Genomic DNA, 18,222 nt, shown 5'->3' on the forward strand with positions numbered 1-18,222 from the left:
CTCAGGCCTGAAGGAACTGGCGCAAAAAGGCCATGGCCTCCAGCGGCTTGTCACGCCAGGTGCCGTGGCCGGCCCCTGGCACCACCTTCAGCTGCGCCAGTGCCGCGGGCAGCGCAGCGGCGATATCCCTCGAATCCTCCAGCGGGCAGACCGGATCATGGTCGCCCGTCAGCACCAGCACCGGGCATTGCGCGGCGGCCAAGCCGGGCAGCAGGTCCAGCGTCTGCATTTCGCCGCCGGCAAAGTGCAGCAGGATCTCGTAGTTGGCCAGCACGCGCTCGCCCGCCAGCGGGTCGGCCGGCGGCTGCGTGTTGTAGAGCTTACGGCAGCTGGCCCAGTAGTGGGCCCAGGTCTCGGGCGTCGGGTGGCTCCAGAAGGCGACCGCACGGTCGCGTGCATCAGCCCCGCCCAGCTTCTCGAACATCACGCGCTTGCGATCCAGGCCCATATGCGGCGAAGTGCTGGACAGCACCACCTTGCTGGCATGGCCGGGATGGCGCGCGATGTAGCGCTGCGCCACGAAGCCTCCGAAGCTCTGTCCCAGCACGATGGGTTTGACGATGCCCAGCGCGTCGCACAGGCGCACCACATCATCGGCCCAGGTATCCAGCGTCCACTCCGCGCGCGGCCGCGGGTCGCTGCGGCCGTGGCCGCGGTGGTCGTAGTAGATGACTTGCGCGATGTCGGCAAAGGCGCCGAAGCCGGGCTTGAAGGCGCTGTGGTCGAAGCCCGGGCCGCCGTGCATGCAGATCAGCGTGGGCTTCTCGCGCATGCTGGCGCCATCAGGCACCAGGCCCAGGCCCTCGACGTCCACGAACAGCCGCACACCACCACCAATATCGATACGCATCACCTTGCTCCCGGCCCGCCCAACAGGCCAGCACAGACTGACGCAAGTATCGACGGCAAAGCCCGCTGCCACGCCCATAAACTGCGCTGATGAAATCGCTGACCGAACTCCTCAACGGCCACCGCTCGATCCGTCAGTACAAGCCCGATACGATCGACCCGAAGCTGATCGAGCAGGCTTGCGCCGAGGCGATTGCCGGCGCCTCGTCTTCAGGCAATCTGAACAGCATCTCCATCGTACTGAGCCGCGACGCGACGCGGCGCCAACGCCTGTGGGAGCTGCATCATCAGCAGGACATGGTGCTGCAGGCACCACTGACGGTGACGCTTTGTGCCGACTGGTGGCGCACCCGCCAGTGGCTGGCCGCACGCGGCGCGCGCGACAACTTCAATAACCTGATCGGCTATCACGTGGCGGCCTTCGACGCCATCATCGTGGCGCAGAACCTGGCCCTGGCCTTTGAAGCGCGCGGCCTGGGCATCTGCTACATGGGCACGACGCTGAATTCGATGCGCGCCATCGCCGAGTTTCTGGAGCTGCCCGACACCTGCCTGCCAGTCACCAGCTTGGTAGTCGGCTACCCCGATGAAGATCCGCCCAAGCGCGACCGCCTGCCCTTGCGCGCCTTCTTGCACGACGAGGTCTACCAGCGCCCCGACGCGGCTGAGCTTGATGCCCTTTATGCCGAGCGTGAACGCCTGGGCTGGGAGCGCTATCTGAGCATTCCCCGCCTGCGCGCGCTGATCGAGGAGCACGGCATCCGCTCGCTGGCCGAGTTCTACACCAGCCCGCACAAGTACGACCCCGACCAGCATGCGGTCGACTCGGCGCTGCTGCGCGAACTGCTGGTGGACAAGCACTTTCTGCCCGAGGATGCGCGCCGATGAGTCGTGCAGATCATTTGCCGTCGCGCCGCCGAGCGCTTGCACTGCTGATGGCGCCCGCCCTGCTGGCGGTGCTTCCACCAGCGCAGGCTGCCCCGGCCAGCAGCAGCACAACCAAACCCAAACCCAAGCCCAAACCCAAGGCCAACAACAGCGCCAGGAAGCCGGCCGCCCAAACGAGCAAGCGAAAAGCCGCTGCTGCGGAGCCGCTGCGCGAACCGCCCAATCTGGCAATGCTCGACGAGCGCTGGAGCACCGCCGGGCAGCCCTCGGCGGCGTGGCTGGGCTTGCTCAAGCAGAAGGGCTTCGAGGCGGTGCTGTATCTGGCGCCGTTCACCGTCGGCGACGCGGTGGCTGAAGAGCCCGAGATCGTGCGCGGCCAGGGCCTGCTCTTCGCCCACGTGCCGGTGGACTTTGCGCGCCCCACGCTGGACGACTATCGCGCCTTTGAAGCACAGCTGCACGACTGGCGAGCGCAGAACCTGAAGCTACTGGTGCATTGCCAGCTCAATATGCGCGCCTCAACCTTCAGCTTTCTCTACCGCGTGCGCAACGAAGGCGCCGATCCCGAGGCCGCATGGGCCGCGGTGCAGAAGGTCTGGACACCGCTAGGCCCCTGGAAAGCCCTGGTGCAGCAACTGCTCGCCGAGCAGAACATCGGCTTCGATCCCTTCCCCTGAGACGGCCCTGTCGCGCAGGTGATCGCCAGGCCGCGCGGCAGGCGCCATCGTGCGCGCCAACACATCACACAAGCCGGAGACAAGCCCCATGAGCACCGCCACCGACAGCCAGCAGCCAACTCAGAGCCACTACCGCATCTGCCCGCTGTGCGAGGCCTGTTGCGGGCTGGAGGTGCAGACGCGCAGCGGCCAGGTCATCGCGATCCGCGGCGCCGAGCAGGATGTCTTCAGCCAGGGCTATCTCTGCCCGAAGGGCGTGTCGCTGAAAGATCTGCACGAAGACCCGGACCGCCTGCGCCAGCCTATGATCAAGCGCGACGGCCAGTTTGTCGAAGCCACCTGGGACGAGGCGCTGGCCGAGGTGGAGCGCCGCCTGCTGCCCATCATCCAGGCCCAGGGCGGCGATGCGGTGGCAGCCGTGGTCGGCAACCCGAGCGCGCACAAGGTCTCGCTGCTGAGCTACTTCCCGCGCGTGGTCAAGGCACTGGGCACGCGCAATGTGTTCTCGGCCTCGACGCTGGACCAGATGCCCAAGCAGCTCTCAAGCGGCCTGATGCATGGCCACTGGCTGTCCATTCCGGTGCCCGACATCGAGCGCTGCGACTGGCTGCTGATGCTGGGCGCCAACCCCGCCGTCAGCAACGGCAGCCTGTGGACCGTGCCCGACTACCGCGGCAAGGCCAAAGCCATGCGCGCGCGCGGCGGCCGCATCATCGTCGTCGACCCGCGCCGCAGCGAGACCGCGCAGGCGGCTGACGAGCATCTGCCGATCAAGCCCGGCGGCGACGTCTTCCTGCTGCTGGGGCTGGTGCACACCTTGTTTGATGAAGCGCTCGTCAAGCCCGGCCGCCTGGCCGAGCATCTGAACGGCCTGGAGGCGCTGCGAGAGGCCGTCAAGCCCTACGCGCCCGAGCGCATGGCGGCGGGCTGCGGCATCAGCGCAGCGACGATGCGCCGCCTCGCAAGCGAACTCGCCGCGGCCGAGCACGCCGCGGTCTATGGCCGCATCGGCACCTGCACGCAGCGCTTCGGCACGCTCAACAGCTGGCTGATCGACGCGCTGAACATCCTCACCGGCCATCTGGACGCGCCCGGCGGCATGATGTTCCCCAAGGCTGCCGCTTTCGCCGTCAACACGCTGGGTAAACCAGGCAGCGGACGCGGCATCGTGACCGGCCGGCGCAAGAGCCGGGTCAGCGGCGCACCCGAAGTGTTCGGCGAACTGCCGATCACGCTGCTGGCCGAGGAGATCGAGACCGCCGGCCCCGGCCAGGTCCGGGCGCTGATCTGCCTGGCCGCCAACCCGGTGCTGTCCGCCCCCAACGGCCCGCGCATTGCGCGTGCGCTCGACAGCCTGGAGTTCATGCTCAGCATGGACATCTATCTGAACGAAACCAGCCGCCATGCCGACGTGATCCTGCCGGGGCTGTCGCCGCTGGAGGATCTGCATTACGACGTGGCCTTTCCGCAGCTGTCCTTCCGCAACCATGCGCGCTTCTCGCCGCCGGTGTTTGATCGCCAGGCCGGGCAGCCCGAGGAATGGGAGACCCTGCTGCGCCTGGCCGCGATGATCGAAGGCCGCGACTGGCGCGGCGATATGGCCCTGCTCGACGATGCTGCCATCGCTGCCGACGTGGCGCGCCTGGCAGGCGAGCATGCGGCCATGGTGCTGCAGGCACTCAAGCCCTTGCGCGGGCCTGAGCGACTCGTCGACCTGGCGCTGCGCAGCGGCCCCTACGGCGACCGCTTCGGCCTGAATCCGGAAGGCCTGACCCTGGACAAGGTGCGTGCCGCGCCGGGCGGCATCGACCTGGGAGCCTTGCAGCCCCGTATCCCCGAAGTGCTGCGCACGCCATCGGGCCGCATCGAGCTTGCGCCCGAACTGCTGCTGGCCGATCTGGCCGCCGTCGATGGCGCGCTGCAGCGGCCGGCGGATGAGCTGCTCGTGATCGGCCGGCGCGATGTGCGCTCAGGCAACAGCTGGATGCACAACCTGCCGATCCTGGCCAAGGGCCCGGAGCGCTGCACGCTGCTGATCCACCCGGCCGACGCGGCCGCAAGAGGCCTGAGCGACGGCGCGCAGGCAAGCCTGCGCAACTGCTTCAGCGAGCTGACCGTTTCAGTGCGGATCAGCGACGAGATGATGCCGGGCGTCGTCAGTCTTCCGCATGGCTGGGGCCATAACCTGGAAGGTGCACGCCTCTCGCTGGCCGCTGAACGTCCCGGCGCAAATCTGAATGCGCTGCTCGACGACGCCACGCGCGACCCCTTGTCGGGCAATGCGGTGCTCAGCGGCGTGGCCGTTGAGCTCTGCGCGATTTAATACCGGCGCTGCAGACGCATCTGTGCTACATTCGAGCCATAGATACGCACAAGACCGTTTCTTCAAGGTCTTCAATCTGCAGCCCCGCATGATCGTTCGCGAGCGGCTCGCTTCAGTTTCAACTCCCCGTTTGACTGTTCTTGAGTGTTTCTGTCCTCGCTGGCATTTTCGGCCGCGAGGTTGTCTTTAATCGTTTCCAAAGGAACACATCATGAGCACCATCCAAACTGGCACCGTTAAGTGGTTTGACGACGGCAAGGGCTTCGGTTTCATCACCCCCGCCGACGGCAGCAAGGACCTGTTCGCCCACCACAGCGAAATCAAGAACGGCGGCGGTTTCCGCACGCTGGCCGAGAACCAGCAGGTTGAGTTTGAAGTCAAGCAAGGCCCCAAGGGTCTGCAGGCTGCAAACATCAAGCCCCTGTAATCGTTCAGCCCGTCTGATCTGATTGCCACGGCGGCGCGGGAGCGCTGCCGGTCCGAACAGCCGCAAGGCCGCTCGGGCAAACACTCCAAGCGGCAGCTGCTCTATAGCGCTGCCGCTTCCCCGGCCTCTCACGCCGGGCCAGCTGCGGCCACACCGAAGATGCCGTAGACCTCCGAAGTTTCACAAAGACCGCGCCAAGACGGATTCGCCTGACTCCTGTTCAAGGCGCACACCTCAAGGAAAAACAATGCACAACTACAAAGGCATTGAGGTGGGGCGTTACCTTGTCTCACCCATGACCAAACCCCATGCCGACGGTGGCTTTGCCGCCTCGGTGTCCATTCGCTCCGGCAACGGCCAAGCCAGCCATGACCGCGTGATGCGATTCACGCCGCGCTTCATGTGCTCGCAGTCCGCGCTGCACTACGCCACCCGAGAGGGACTGGCCTGGGTGCAGGCCCACTGAGCAAGCCGCGGCCCTGATCGGCCGGCGACATAAGAAACAGGGGCGCCTTCGGGCGCCCCTTTTGCTTTGCATCCGCGCCAGGACGCGGAGCCGTCAGTGTCGCAGCGCCTGGCTCACGCCACCGCCCAGCGCCTTGTAGGCCTGCACGCGGTTGAGCGCCTGCGCCAGCTGTACCTGCACCAGCGCCTGCTCCGCGGCGAAGGAGGCTCTCTGCGCGTCAAGCAGTTCGAGACTGCCAGCCGCGCCTTGCCGATGGCGCAGCTCCACCAGCGCCAGACGGTCACGTTCGGCCTGCGTCTGCACAGTCTGCGCCTGCAGCTGCTGACCAAGCGTGGCATTGCCGGCCAGCGCATCCGCCACCTCGCGGAACGCCAGTTGGATGGCTTTCTCGTACTGTGCCTGCGCAATCTCGCGCCCGGCCTTCACCGAGGCCAGATTGGCATCAAGTCGCCCGGCATCGAAGATCGGCATCAGCAGCTGCGAGGCAAAGCTCCAGGCCCCGTTCTTGAACAGATCCGAGAGCTGGCCGCTGGCGCTGCCTGCGCTGGCCGTCAGCGTGATGGCCGGAAAGAATGCCGCCCGCGCCGCACCGATGCTGGCGTTGGCCGCAATCAGCTGTTGCTCGGCCTGCAAGACATCCGGCCGCTGCACCAGCACGTCGGACGGCAAGCCCGCAGGCACTTCGGCGAGGGCCAGCCGCTCCAGCGGCGTCGCCGCCGGCAGTGCGGCTGGCAAGGCCTGGCCCAGCAACAGGACCAATGCATTCTCGTCCTGCGCGCGCTGACGCTGCAGCTGCGCCAGGCTGGCGCGAGCAGCGGCTTCGGCCGACTCGGCCGAGCGCAGATCCAGCACCGAAGCCACGCCAGCATCGAAGCGCAGGCGGATCAGGCGCAGGCTGTCGCTGCGACTGGCCTGCGTGCGCTCCGCCAGGGCGAGCAGCGCTTCGTCGGCTTGCAGCGCCAGATGCGCAGCGGCCACACTGGCCACCAGGGTGATCTGCGCCGCCCTTTGGCCTTCGACACTGGCGAGGTAGCGTGCAGCGGCGGCATCGCTGTTGTTCTTCAGCTTGCCCAGCAAATCGACTTCATAGGCACTGACCTGCAAGCCGGCGCTGTAGCTGCTGCTGATGCGGTCGTTGCTCGCAGTCGCGCGGCTGCTGATCAGGCCGGCGCTGATCGTGGGCCAGCGGCTCGCATCGCTGACGCGGGCCTGCGCCCGCGCCTGTTCAGCATTCAGCGCCGCCACGCGCAGATCGCGGTTGTTCTGCAGGGCCAGCTCGATCAGGGCGCGCAGCCGTGCATCGCCGGCGTAGAACTGCTGCCAGGCCAGGGCTTGCGCAGCGTTGCCCTGCACCGGGGCGGCCGCCTGCGGCCAGTTCGGTGCCACCGGCGGAGCCGGGCGCTCATGCGTGGGCGCCAAATTGGCGCAGCCGGCCAGCGCCATCGCAGCGGCCATCAGCGATAGATTGACACGCAAGGTCGAAACTCTCTTCATCATCGTCTTGTTGGCGCTCATTGCAGCTTGCCTTCCTGTACGTCGGCAACAGCCGGGGCTTCGATTTCATGCGCGTCCAAACGTCGTTGGCGCTCGCTGCCCTTGAAGATGCGCCGCACGACCAGGAAGAACACCGGCACGAACAGCACCGCCAGGAAGGTGGCCGTCAACATGCCCGAGAGCACACCGGTGCCGATGGCACGCTGGCTGGCTGAACCGGCACCGCTGGCAAAGAACAGCGGCGTCACGCCCAGGATGAAAGCCATCGAGGTCATGATGATCGGGCGGAAGCGCAGGTGGCAGGCTTCAAGGATGGACTCAACCAGGCCCTTGCCCTGCGCCTGCAAGTCCTTGGCAAACTCGATGATCAGGATCGCGTTCTTCGCCGACAGGCCGATGATGGTGATCAGGCCCACCTTGAAGTACACGTCATTGGGCATGCCGCGCAGCGTGGCGCCTAGCACCGCACCCAGGATGCCGAGCGGCACCACCAGCAGCACGGCGACCGGGATGGACCAGCTCTCATACAGCGCGGCCAGGCACAGGAACACCGCCAGCAGCGAGAACACCAGCAGCACGGTGGCCTGAGCGCCAGACAGCTTCTCTTCGCGAGAAAGGCCCGTCCACTCATAGCCGATGCCGGCTGGCAGCTGCGCCACCATCTTCTCCAGTTCGGCCATGGCCGCGCCAGTGGAAGCCCCCGGTGCCGCATCGCCGGCCAGGCGCATGGCCGGATAGCCGTTGTAGCGCGTGGCCTGCATCTGGCCGCTGATCCAGCGGGTCGTCGCGAAGGCCGACAGCGGCACCGACTTGCCCTGCGCGTTGCTCACGTTCAGGCGCAGCAGGTCTTCGGGCTGCATGCGGTCCTTGGCATCGGCCTGCACCACCACGCGTTGCAGACGCCCCTGGTTGGGGAAGTCATTCACATAGGCGGAACCCAGCTGCGTACCCAGCACGGCAGCGATCGCGTCATAGCCCACGCCCAGCGCATTGGCCTTATTGCGGTCGATGTCGATCTGCAGCTGCGGCGCATCCTCCAGGCCGTCAGGGCGCATGCCGGTGATCAGCTTGCTCTGGCTGGCCATGCCCATCAGCTGGTTGCGTGCGGCCAGCAGGGCTTCGTGGCCGAGGCCGCCGCGGTCCTGCAGGCGCAGCGCAAAGCCGGTGGCCGTGCCCAGCTCGGGGATGGGGGGCGGCGACAGCGGGAAGATGAAGGCATCGCGCACCGTCATCATCATGGCGCCGAAGGCGCGCTGGGCCAGCGCGCTGGCGCTGTTCTCGGGCTTCTTGCGTTCGCTCCAGGGCTTGAGCGGCACGAACACCAGCGCCGCATTTTGGCCCTGACCCGAGAAGGAGAAACCGATCACGCCGATGGTGGATTGCACCTCGGGCTGCTTCAGCATGAAGTCTTCGACTGCCTTGACCGCCTGCTCGGTGCGATTTGCCGTGGCGCCCGGGGGCAGCTGCACGTTGACGATCAGGTAGCCCTGGTCTTCATTGGGCAGGAAGGAGGTCGGCAGGCGCATATAGAGCCAGCCCACCACGGCGACGATGGCGACAAAGGCCACCAGCATGCTGGAGCTGCGCTTGAGCAACTTGGCGACCCAGCCTTCGTAGCCCTTGGCGGTGCGGGCAAAGCCGCGGTTGAACCAGCCGAAGAAGCCGCGCTTGGCATGGTGATGGCCCGCCTCCACCGGCTTGAGCAGCGTGGCACACAGTGCGGGCGTCAGCGTCAGCGCCATCAGCGCGGACAGACCCATCGAGGCCACCATCGCCAACGAGAACTGGCGGTAGATATTGCCCACCGAGCCGGCGAAGAAGGCCATCGGCACGAACACAGCGATCAGCACCACGGTGATGCCGATGATGGCGCCCGAGATCTGACCCATGGCCTTGCGCGTGGCTTCGCGCGGCGACAAGCCCTCCTCGCTCATGATGCGCTCGACGTTCTCGACCACCACGATGGCGTCGTCCACCAAGATGCCGATCGCCAGCACCATGCCGAACAGCGTCAGCACGTTGATCGAGTAGCCCATGCCCAGCATCACCGCGAAGGTGCCCAGCAGCGCCACCGGCACCACCAGCGTCGGAATCAGCGTGTAGCGCCAGTTCTGCAGGAACAAGTACATCACCAGGAACACCAGGATGATGGCCTCGATCAGTGTCTGCACCACCTGGCTGATCGAGATGTCGACGAACTTGGACGAGTCATAGGGAATCTCGTAGATCACGCCTTCCGGGAAAAAGCGCTTGAGCTCGGCCATGCGCTCCTTGACGGCGCCGGCCGCGGCCAGTGCATTGCCGCTGTTGGAGAGCTGTACACCGATGCCGGTGGACGGCTTGCCGTTCAGGCGTGCATAGGTGCTGTAGCCCTGCCCGCCCAGCTCGATGCGGGCCACGTCCTTCAGGCGCACGGTCGAGCCATCCGTATTGGCGCGCAGCACGATGGCGCCGAACTGCTCGACGTTCTCCAACTGCCCCTTGACCACGACAGTGGCCGACATGGACTGGCTGCTCAGATTCGGCAGATCGCCCATGGTGCCGGCCGGCACCAACGCGTTTTGCGCGCGGATCGCGGCATTGACCTCAGCCGGGCTGATGTTGAAGGACAGCATCTTGGCCGGTTCCAGCCAGATGCGCATCGCGCGCTCGGTGCCGAACAGCTGCGCTTGGCCGATGCCGGGCAGGCGCTGGATCTCGGGAATGATGTTGCGCGCGGCATAGTCGCCGAGCGCCACCGGATCCATCTTGCCGTCCTCGCTGGACAGGGTCACGAACAGCAGGAAGTTGTTGCGCGCCTTGTCGACACGCACACCCTGCTGCGTCACTGCAGCCGGCAGGCGCGGGCTGGCGCGCGACAGGCGGTTCTGCACCTCGACCTGGGCCAGATCGATATTGGTGCCTGGTTCAAAAGTGACAGTGATCGCGCCCGTGCCATTGGCCTGGCTGACCGATTCCATATAGGCCAGGCCGGGGGCGCCGTTGAGCTCCTGCTCGATCACGGAGATCACGCTCTCGTCCAGAGTCTTGGCCGACGCGCCGGGATAGGCGACGTTGACCGACAGCGACGGGGGCGCGACGGTGGGGTACTGCGCAACCGGCAGCTTGGTGATCGCAACCCCGCCAAAGACGAGGATGAAAAGTGCAATCACCCAGGCAAAAACCGGGCGGTCAATGAAGAAACGTGCCATGAGGGTCCTCGCTTGCTGAGCGCTTTAGCGGCTGGCCGCAGCCGATGCGGCAGCGGGCGCTGAGGCACCCGGCGTCCATGGCACCGGCTTGACCGGCGCCCCGGGCACGAACATCTTCTGGAAGCCGTCGGCGATCACCTGCTCACCCGGCTTCAGTCCGTCCAGCACGACCCAGAAGGCACCGTCCTTGTTGACCTGCGCCGAACCCAGGCGCACCTGGCGCGTCTGCGGCTTGCCATCCTGACCGACCACCAGCACGGTGTCCCCCGTGTTGCTGCGCTTCACCGCCTGCTGCGGCAACAGCATCGCCGACGGCAGCTCGGCCTGCACCAGGCGCACGCGCACATACTGGCCAGGCAACAACTGCCCCTGCTCGTTCGGCACCTCGGCACGCAAGGTCACCTGGCCCGAGCTGGCGTCAACGCTCAGATCGGTGAACAGCAGGCGGCCCGGCTTGGCCAGCTCGCTACCGTCGTCCAGAACGACGCGCACCTGGGCCGCCTGGCTGGCGCCATTGCCACCAAACGCGCGCAGCTGGCCTTGGCTCAGTGCGCGGCGCAGCTGCTGCACCTCGTTGGCGGACTGGGTGAAGTTCACATAGACCGAGGTGGTTTGCTGGATCAGCGCCAGCTGCGTGGCCTCGGCAGCGCTGACCAGCGCGCCCTCGGTCACCAGCGCGCGGCCGATGCGCCCGCTGATCGGCGCACGCACGGCGGCGTAATCCAGATTCAGTCGCGCGGTGGTCACGGCGGCCCTGGCGGCTACGACATCGGCTTCCGCCTGCTTGGCAGCTGCAAGAGAAACAAGATAGTCCTGCTGGCTGATGGCCTTGGCGTCGGCCAGGGGCTTGTTGCGCTCAGCCAGCGGCGCGGCCTGGCTCAGGTTGGCTTGTGCTTTGGCCAGTTGGGCCAGCGCACTGTCCAGCGTGGCTTGGTATGGGGCGGGGTCGATCTGGAACAGCATCTGCCCGGCCTTGACCTCGCTGCCCTCGGTGAATAGGCGCTTGAGCACCACACCATTGACGCGCGCCCGCACCTGGGCACTGCGAACGGCCTCAACGCGGCCCGGCAGTTCAGTCTGCAGCGGCACGGCCTGCTGCGCGACAGTGACCACGCCGACCGCAGGCGGCGGCATGCCACCGGGCGAGCTGGCAGGCGGCGCCCCTTCCTTGGAGCACGCAACCAGCAAGGACGCGATCGCGACGCTCAGCGGTGCCAGGTACAGCAGGCGGGCCTGCCAGCGTTGGGCGGGCCGCTGCGCCGCCGTCGATGAGGGTTGAGAAGAAGTCTTCACGGAGCAGGCTTTCGTCATCGGTGCGTGCGCAGCCCGGACGGGAAACGACGCGTTTGCAAATTTGGAACCACCGCAATGTGCACCCCGGGGCGCAGCATGCAGCAGCTCGGCACAGGGCCCCAGCATATACATACATTCACGGATGTATGTGGTTTGGCGTAGAATGCCCCCATCATGGTCAGAAAAACCAAACAAGAAGCCCAGGAGACCCGCGAGCGCATCCTCGATGCCGCGGAGCGGCTGTTCCACAGCCAAGGCGTGTCGCAAACCTCGCTGCAGGACATCGCGGCCGAGGCCGAGGTGACGCGGGGCGCGATCTACTGGCACTTCAAGGACAAGGTCGAGGTCTTCAACGCGATGATGGATCGCGCCACTATGCCGCTTGAAGAGGGCATGAATCCAGTCCGGGAGGACGGACGAGACGCGGCCGCGGCCGCGGCGTTGACGCTGGCAGAGTTGCGCTGGGGCTTGATCAACGTCTTTCACTCGACGATGTACAACCTGCGCACCCGTCGCGCCTTTGAAATCGTCAAGCACAAAGTCGAGTTCGCAGGCGAGTTGCACAGCCTGAAACAGCGCCAGCTGGACGCCCACCTGCGCTGGCGCGGAGAAAACCGCGCCTGCTTCGAGCAGGCCATCCGCCAAGGCCAGCTGCTCGCGGACACGAACGCCGAGCGAGCCGCCATCACCTTGGTCGCCTTGGTCGGCGGCTTGATCGATGAGTGGGTGATGGCACCGGACAGCTTCAACCTGCTCGAGGTGGGTCAGACTGCCGTCGAAGACTATCTGGCCTGCCTAGGCGGGCCGGGACAGCCCAAGCTGCCGCCCTTGAGCGACGCCGAACGGGCGAGGCTGGGCCAGGTCGCGGTGTGCCCGCTGCGGCCACGACCTGCCGAAGACTGAGCGAGCGGCGCCAACTCAGCCACACGGAAGGCCCTGCGATTCGCCGGGCGATGAGCAGGATCGATGAAGGCCGGGGACAATACGCAATTGCCTGCATCGCGGGCCCATCGAGAAGCATTGCCGTGTCCAGCCATCCCGCCATCAGCCCCCCAAAAGCCAGCAAGGCCCTGACGGCATACCGCCCCTTCTGGGCCAAGCGCTTCGGGCCGGCCCCCTTCCTGCCCATGAGCCGCGCCGAGATGGACCAGCTCGGCTGGGACAGCTGCGACATCATCATCGTCACCGGCGATGCCTATGTGGACCACCCCAGCTTCGGCATGGCGGTGATCGGCCGCACGCTAGAGGCCCAGGGCTTTCGGGTCGGCATCATCGCGCAGCCGGACTGGCAGAGCGCCGAGCCTTTCAAGGCGCTGGGCAAGCCGAATCTCTTCTTCGGCGTGGCCGCCGGCAATATGGATTCGATGATCAATCGCTACACGGCGGACCGCAAGATCCGTAGCGATGATGCCTACACGCCTGGCGGCGAGGCCGGCAAGCGGCCGGACCGCGCCACACTGGTCTACACCCAGCGCTGCAAGGAAGCCTGGAACGATGTGCCGGTAGTGATCGGCGGCATCGAGGCCTCGCTACGCCGCATCGCGCACTACGACTACTGGAGCGACAAGGTGCGCCGCTCGGTGCTGGTCGACGCCAAGGCCGATCTGCTGGTCTACGGCAATGCCGAGCGTGCCATCGTCGAAATCGCGCACCGCATCGCGCAGAAGAAACCAGTCGAGAGCATTACCGACATCCGCGGCACGGCCTTCATGCGCCGCACCAATGACCCGACGGCCGAGGGCTGGTTCGAGCTCGATTCCACCTCGGTCGACACGCCCGGGCGCATCGACGAACTGATCAGCCCCTACCAGACCATCGAGGAAACCGCCGCTGACAAGGGCGCCTCCTGCGCCACCGGCCAGGCCGGCGCTGACAGCGACGGCGCCAAGCCCATCACCATCCACCGCAGCGGCAAGCTGGCCCTGCCGCCGCGCGACAAGACCGTGATCCGTCTACCCGCCTACGAGCAGGTCAAGAGCGATTCGGTGCTGTACGCGCACGCCAACCGCGTGCTGCATCTGGAGACCAATCCGGGCAATGCGCGCGCGCTGGTGCAGCGCCATGGCGAACGCGATCTGTGGATCAACCCGCCTCCGATCCCGCTCAGCACCGCCGAGATGGACCATGTGTTCGACCTGCCCTATGCGCGCAGCCCGCACCCCAGTTATGCGGACGAGCAAGGCGGCCATGACGGTGCCACCAAGATCCCGGCCTGGGAGATGATCCGCTTCAGCGTCAACATCATGCGCGGCTGCTTCGGCGGCTGCACCTTCTGCTCGATCACCGAGCACGAGGGCCGCATCATCCAGAGCCGCTCGGAAGACAGCGTGATCCGCGAGATCGAGGAGATCCGAGACAAGGTCAAGGGCTTCACCGGCGTGATCTCCGACCTCGGCGGGCCGACCGCGAATATGTATCGCATCGGCTGCAAGTCGCCCGAAATCGAGGCCGCCTGCCGCAAGCCAAGCTGCGTCTACCCCGGCATCTGCCAGAACCTGCACACCGATCACGGCCCGCTGATCCATATGTACCGGCGCGCCCGCGCGCTCAAGGGCATCAAGAAGATCCTGATCGGATCCGGGCTGCGCTACGACCTGGCGATCGAGTCGCCGGAGTACATCAAGGAGCTCGTCACGCACCATGTCGGTGGCTATCTGAAGATCGCGCCCGAGCACACCGAAGGCGGCCCGCTGTCCAAGATGATGAAGCCGGGCATCGGCACCTACGACAAGTTCAAGAAGCTGTTCGAGCAGGCCAGCGAGGAAGCCGGCAAGAAGCAGTACTTGATCCCCTACTTCATCGCGGCCCACCCGGGCACTGCCGATGAGGACATGATGAATCTGGCGGTCTGGCTCAAGAAGAACGGCTTCCGCGCCGACCAGGTGCAGACCTTCTATCCCAGCCCCATGGCCACCGCGACGGCCATGTACCACTCGAACAAGAACCCGCTGAAGAAGGTGACGCGAGACAGCGAAACGGTGGACATCGTGCGAGGCGAGCGCCGCCGCCGTCTGCACAAGGCCTTCCTGCGCTATCACGACCCCAACAACTGGCCGCTGCTGCGCGAAGCGCTGAAGACCATGGGCCATGAGGAATTGATCGGCAATGGCAAGCACCATCTGATCCCGACCTTCCAGCCCATGACCGATGGCGCTTATGAAAGCGCACGCCGCAAGAACTCGACTCCCACCGGTGTCAAGACATCGGTGGCTAAGCCCTTGGCCAAGGCGCGGGCCGCAGCCAGCTCAGCGAGCACAACCCCCAATTCCGTCGCCAAGCCGCGCCAGGGACAGTTGCTGACCCAGCACACCGGCCTGCCGCCGCGAGAGACTGGCGCTCGTGCCCCGGGCAAGCAAGCGGGCAAGGCGACGGCAACCAAGCCGCGACGCCCGCGCTGATCCTGCGCCGCGCGCTCAGCGCAGCGCTTGCCGGATCAAGCGGGCCCAACGCAGCGCACTGAGCGCCAGGCCCGTCCAGCGCAGGGCACGCGCCGGACGGCGCAGCAACAGCGCCAGCGCCAAGGCCGGCGCCAGCCGCAGCGGCGCCGGCATCGCCTGCATCCAGGCCCATGCGCCCAAGCCGCGCTCACCCCAGCGCAGAACCGGACGGAAAGCCTGCACATCGTCGACGATGGCCGCACGCAACTCGGCGCTGCGCAGCCGCAGCGCCAGCTGCCGCTGACGCACCCGCGCTTGCTCGGCCCTGAACATCAACGTTGCTCCATGGCGTCGCGATCCCGCTGAAACTCGGCCAGACTGGTGGCGAACAGGCCGCCAGGCGCACTCATGTCCGCCTGCACGCGCCGCCACAAGAGCCACGCACCCAGGCCGAAGCCACAGGCAAGCAGCAGCGCCGCCAACCAACGCCAGGCCTCCGGGCAAATCAGCAACACAGTGACGCTGAGCATCAGCAAGCCAGCACCCAGCATCAGCACGACCACAAGAACACCCAGCAAAGCCTGGGTGAGGCGTAGCTTCTCAGCCTCCAACTCGGTGCCCAGCAGCGTCAGTCGCAGCTGCAGCAATTCCAGCCCATGGCTGCCCAATCGTTGCAAGGCAGCGAGCAGGCCCGCAGGCGCCGACTCTTGATCACTCATAAGGTCCTTCTCCTTGCCCCACAGCTTACTCCCGGCACGCTGCTTTCGCCGACGCGGCACGCCCGAGCACGCCTGTCAATGTTTGCATGTCAGGGTTTTCTGTCGCTTCTTTGAGCCCTGAGCTGAGGCAAACTTGATGCATATTGCAAAGTATGCAGGCGCCTCCCAACAGAACCACCGCGACAGCGGCGACACCCCAACAGCCGGTGCCCGTCGTTGGAGGCGCGTCTCCACTGGCGCCTGCGGCAGGACTGGATCGATTCATGCAACAGATCAGCGCACAAGCTGCCGCGCAGGACCATGACGCCGACTTGATCGAGTTCCTGGATGGGCCCGACGAAGCCGAAGAAGGTACCGTCGTCACCGAGCCGCCCTGGCGCATCCTGATCGTCGATGACGACGCCGACGTGCACAAGGCGACCGAGCTTGCCATGCAAGGCCTGCGCGTCGAGGGACGGCCACTGGCCTTCTTGCACGCCAGCTCCGCCGCCGAGGCCCGCACCTTGCTGCGCACCGAACGCGATCTGGCCGTGGCGCTGCTGGACGTGGTGATGGAGTCCGAGGATGCCGGCTTGCGGCTGGTGCGTTATATCCGAGAGAACCTTCAGCAACATGCCATCCGCATCGTGCTGCGCACCGGCCAGCCTGGCTATGCACCTGAGATCGAGACGGTGCAGGCCTATGACATCAACGACTACAAGACCAAGTCCGAGCTGACCCGCACGCGGCTCTACACGGTGCTGACCGCGGCCATCCGCTCCTACAAGCAGATCTGCGCACTGGAGTCGAACCGCCAGGGCCTGGAGCTGATCGTCGAGGGCAGTGCCGAACTGAGCCGGCTGCGCGGCCTGCAACGCTTCGCCGAGGGCGTGGTGACCCAGCTCTGCGCACTGCTGGGCATGCTGCCGGAAGGCCTGGTCTGCGCTCAAGGCGCACATGGCGAAGGCGCGGGGCTGGAGGGCGCCCGCATCGTGGCGGCTGCCGGCCAGTTCAGCAGCCTGATCGACACGCCGCTGTCTGCCGTACAGCTGCCGCATGTGCGCGAGCGCCTGCAACGCTGCCTTGAGCTCAAGCAACACGTGCTGGACGATGGCAACTGCCTGTACTTCGGGCTGTCCAACGGTCGCTCCATTGCCGCACTGGTCGATGCCGGGCGTCCGCTGACCCCGGTCGACCTGCAGCTCTTGCGCGCCTTCTGCTCCAACATCGCGGTCGGCTTCGAGAACGTGCTCCTCTACAGCCAGTTGCTCGACCAAGCCTACAACGACCAGCTGCTGCGCCTGCCCAATCGCTTGCGCTTCATCGAGTTGCTGGATCAGAACCTTAAAGACCCCGAAGGCGTCACCTTGGCGCTGATCGATCTGGACGATTTCTCCGACATCAACGACGCTTTCGGCCATGGCTTCGGCGATCAGGTGCTTCAGGCCGTGGTCCATCGGCTGGGCACCCAGCTCGGTTTTCACACCTCGATGGCGCGCGTTGCAGCGGATGTGTTCGGTCTCATCGGCCCGGACGCACTGGTCAATGCCGACACCATTCCGGCCGTCTTCGTCGAGCCTTTCGATGTGGCCGGTGAACGTCTGCAGCTCTCAGCCACCACCGGCTTGGTGCGCCTGGGCGACTCCTCATCCATTGGCTCAGAACTGCTGCTGGACGCGCAGATCGCCCTCAAGCGTGCCAAGCAGAAACACCGTGGCGCGTCCGAGTACTTTTCCCCGGCCATGGGCACCGATGCACGCGAGCGCTTCAAGCTGCTCAAGGGGCTGCGGGCCGGCTTTGAAGAGCAGCGTCTGTTCGTCGTCTATCAGCCCCAGGTGGAACTCGCCAGCGGGACGGCGATCGGCGCCGAGGCCCTGCTGCGCTGGCGGCGCGAGGACGGCAGCTTCGTGCCGCCCGACCAGTTCATCCCCTTGGCCGAGCAGTCGGGTTTGATCATCAGCATTGGCGAATTCGTGCTGCGCACCGCCTGCTTCCAGCTCAAGCGCATGGAGCAGGCTGGTTGGCCGGACTTCCGCGTCTGCGTGAACATTTCGCTTGCGCAGTTCCGTCACATCGGCTTCATCGACAGCCTGACAGCCGCCCTGCGGGATACCGAGGTCAACCCGGTCAATCTCGAACTGGAGATCACTGAATCCATGGCGATGGAGGACACCGAACTGGTGCTGCATCTGCTGGCAGACATCAAGCGCACCGGCGTGACGGTGGCCATTGATGACTTCGGCACCGGCTTCTCCAGCCTGAGCCATCTGCGTCAGCTTGATGTGGAGCGCCTCAAGATCGACCGTGCGTTTGTGCATGAAGCGCAGACCTCCAGCGCCGGCCTGACCATCGCGCAGATGGTGATCAACCTGGGCCGCGGCCTGGGCCTGCGGGTCATCGCGGAAGGCGTGGAGACCGAAGAACAACGCCAGCAATTGCTGGCGCTGGGTTGCCATGAAGGACAGGGCTGGCTGTTCGCCAAGCCCATGCAGGCCGATCAGCTCGAACGCTGGATGCAGGACACCCGCAACTGAGCGCA

At 66.0% G+C, this 18,222-nt stretch carries 14 protein-coding genes; 8 read left to right on the forward strand and 6 right to left on the reverse strand.

Annotated features, from left to right (window positions below; translation table 11 throughout):
* Window position 1: 1 nt before the first annotated feature.
* Entirely contained in the window at window positions 2-850 is an 849-nt protein-coding gene (locus ACIQ67_RS05860; RefSeq protein ID WP_397533422.1) for an alpha/beta fold hydrolase, read from the reverse strand.
* Between the two features lie 89 nt (window positions 851-939).
* Between ACIQ67_RS05860 and ACIQ67_RS05865 the strand changes: the two genes are divergently transcribed.
* From ACIQ67_RS05865 to ACIQ67_RS05885, 5 genes are all read left to right on the forward strand, one after another.
* Window positions 940-1,737 carry a nitroreductase family protein gene (locus ACIQ67_RS05865; protein ID WP_397533423.1) on the forward strand — a complete coding sequence of 266 codons (798 nt, stop codon included), beginning with the start codon at window positions 940-942 and terminating at the stop codon, window positions 1,735-1,737.
* A complete protein-coding gene (locus ACIQ67_RS05870; RefSeq protein ID WP_397533424.1) occupies window positions 1,734-2,414 on the forward strand; it encodes a protein tyrosine phosphatase family protein in 681 nt (226 codons plus the stop codon). Before ACIQ67_RS05865 ends, ACIQ67_RS05870 begins: the two co-directional genes overlap by 4 nt.
* 88 nt (window positions 2,415-2,502) lie before the next feature.
* On the forward strand, window positions 2,503-4,737 hold the full coding sequence (locus ACIQ67_RS05875) for a molybdopterin-dependent oxidoreductase (protein WP_397533425.1): 2,235 nt from the start codon (window positions 2,503-2,505) through the stop codon (window positions 4,735-4,737).
* A 220-nt stretch (window positions 4,738-4,957) separates the two neighbouring features.
* Window positions 4,958-5,164 carry a cold-shock protein gene (locus tag ACIQ67_RS05880; protein WP_397533459.1) on the forward strand — a complete coding sequence of 69 codons (207 nt, stop codon included), beginning with the start codon at window positions 4,958-4,960 and terminating at the stop codon, window positions 5,162-5,164.
* Window positions 5,165-5,411: 247 nt separating this feature from the next.
* Entirely contained in the window at window positions 5,412-5,630 is a 219-nt protein-coding gene (locus ACIQ67_RS05885) for a hypothetical protein (protein ID WP_397533426.1), read from the forward strand.
* A gap of 93 nt (window positions 5,631-5,723) precedes the next feature.
* Here ACIQ67_RS05885 and ACIQ67_RS05890 read toward each other — a convergent pair whose 3' ends face one another.
* Genes ACIQ67_RS05890 through ACIQ67_RS05900 form a run of 3 tightly spaced genes read right to left on the reverse strand, consistent with a single transcriptional unit; the run spans window position 5,724 to window position 11,608 of the window.
* Window positions 5,724-7,145, reverse strand: a complete 1,422-nt coding sequence (locus ACIQ67_RS05890) for an efflux transporter outer membrane subunit (protein ID WP_397533427.1) — start codon at window positions 7,143-7,145, stop codon at window positions 5,724-5,726.
* Window positions 7,142-10,315: an efflux RND transporter permease subunit gene (locus tag ACIQ67_RS05895; RefSeq protein ID WP_397533428.1), complete on the reverse strand. Its 3,174-nt coding sequence runs from the start codon at window positions 10,313-10,315 to the stop codon at window positions 7,142-7,144. The genes ACIQ67_RS05890 and ACIQ67_RS05895 overlap by 4 nt, the downstream gene beginning before the upstream one ends.
* Window positions 10,316-10,339: 24 nt before the next feature.
* Window positions 10,340-11,608 (reverse strand): efflux RND transporter periplasmic adaptor subunit, encoded by a 1,269-nt coding sequence (locus tag ACIQ67_RS05900; protein WP_397533429.1) that lies wholly within the window; start codon window positions 11,606-11,608, stop codon window positions 10,340-10,342.
* Window positions 11,609-11,782: 174 nt separating this feature from the next.
* Between ACIQ67_RS05900 and ACIQ67_RS05905 the strand changes: the two genes are divergently transcribed.
* Window positions 11,783-12,511, forward strand: a complete 729-nt coding sequence (locus ACIQ67_RS05905) for a TetR family transcriptional regulator (protein WP_397533430.1) — start codon at window positions 11,783-11,785, stop codon at window positions 12,509-12,511.
* A gap of 122 nt (window positions 12,512-12,633) precedes the next feature.
* Window positions 12,634-15,006: a YgiQ family radical SAM protein gene (locus tag ACIQ67_RS05910; RefSeq protein ID WP_397533431.1), complete on the forward strand. Its 2,373-nt coding sequence runs from the start codon at window positions 12,634-12,636 to the stop codon at window positions 15,004-15,006.
* A 15-nt stretch (window positions 15,007-15,021) separates the two neighbouring features.
* On the opposite strand, the gene ACIQ67_RS05915 is transcribed toward ACIQ67_RS05910, so the two are convergent.
* Both ACIQ67_RS05915 and ACIQ67_RS05920 read right to left on the reverse strand, forming a co-directional pair.
* Window positions 15,022-15,318: a hypothetical protein gene (locus tag ACIQ67_RS05915; protein WP_397533432.1), complete on the reverse strand. Its 297-nt coding sequence runs from the start codon at window positions 15,316-15,318 to the stop codon at window positions 15,022-15,024.
* On the reverse strand, window positions 15,318-15,704 hold the full coding sequence (locus ACIQ67_RS05920) for a phage holin family protein (protein ID WP_397533433.1): 387 nt from the start codon (window positions 15,702-15,704) through the stop codon (window positions 15,318-15,320). The genes ACIQ67_RS05915 and ACIQ67_RS05920 overlap by 1 nt, the downstream gene beginning before the upstream one ends.
* A 263-nt stretch (window positions 15,705-15,967) precedes the next feature.
* Here ACIQ67_RS05920 and ACIQ67_RS05925 point away from each other — a divergent pair, with 263 nt between their 5' ends.
* Window positions 15,968-18,217: an EAL domain-containing protein gene (locus ACIQ67_RS05925; protein WP_397533434.1), complete on the forward strand. Its 2,250-nt coding sequence runs from the start codon at window positions 15,968-15,970 to the stop codon at window positions 18,215-18,217.
* The last annotated feature ends 5 nt before the right edge of the window (window positions 18,218-18,222 follow it).

The organism is Roseateles sp. (assembly GCF_044373315.1).
Lineage (GTDB): Bacteria > Pseudomonadota > Gammaproteobacteria > Burkholderiales > Burkholderiaceae_C > JACDQM01.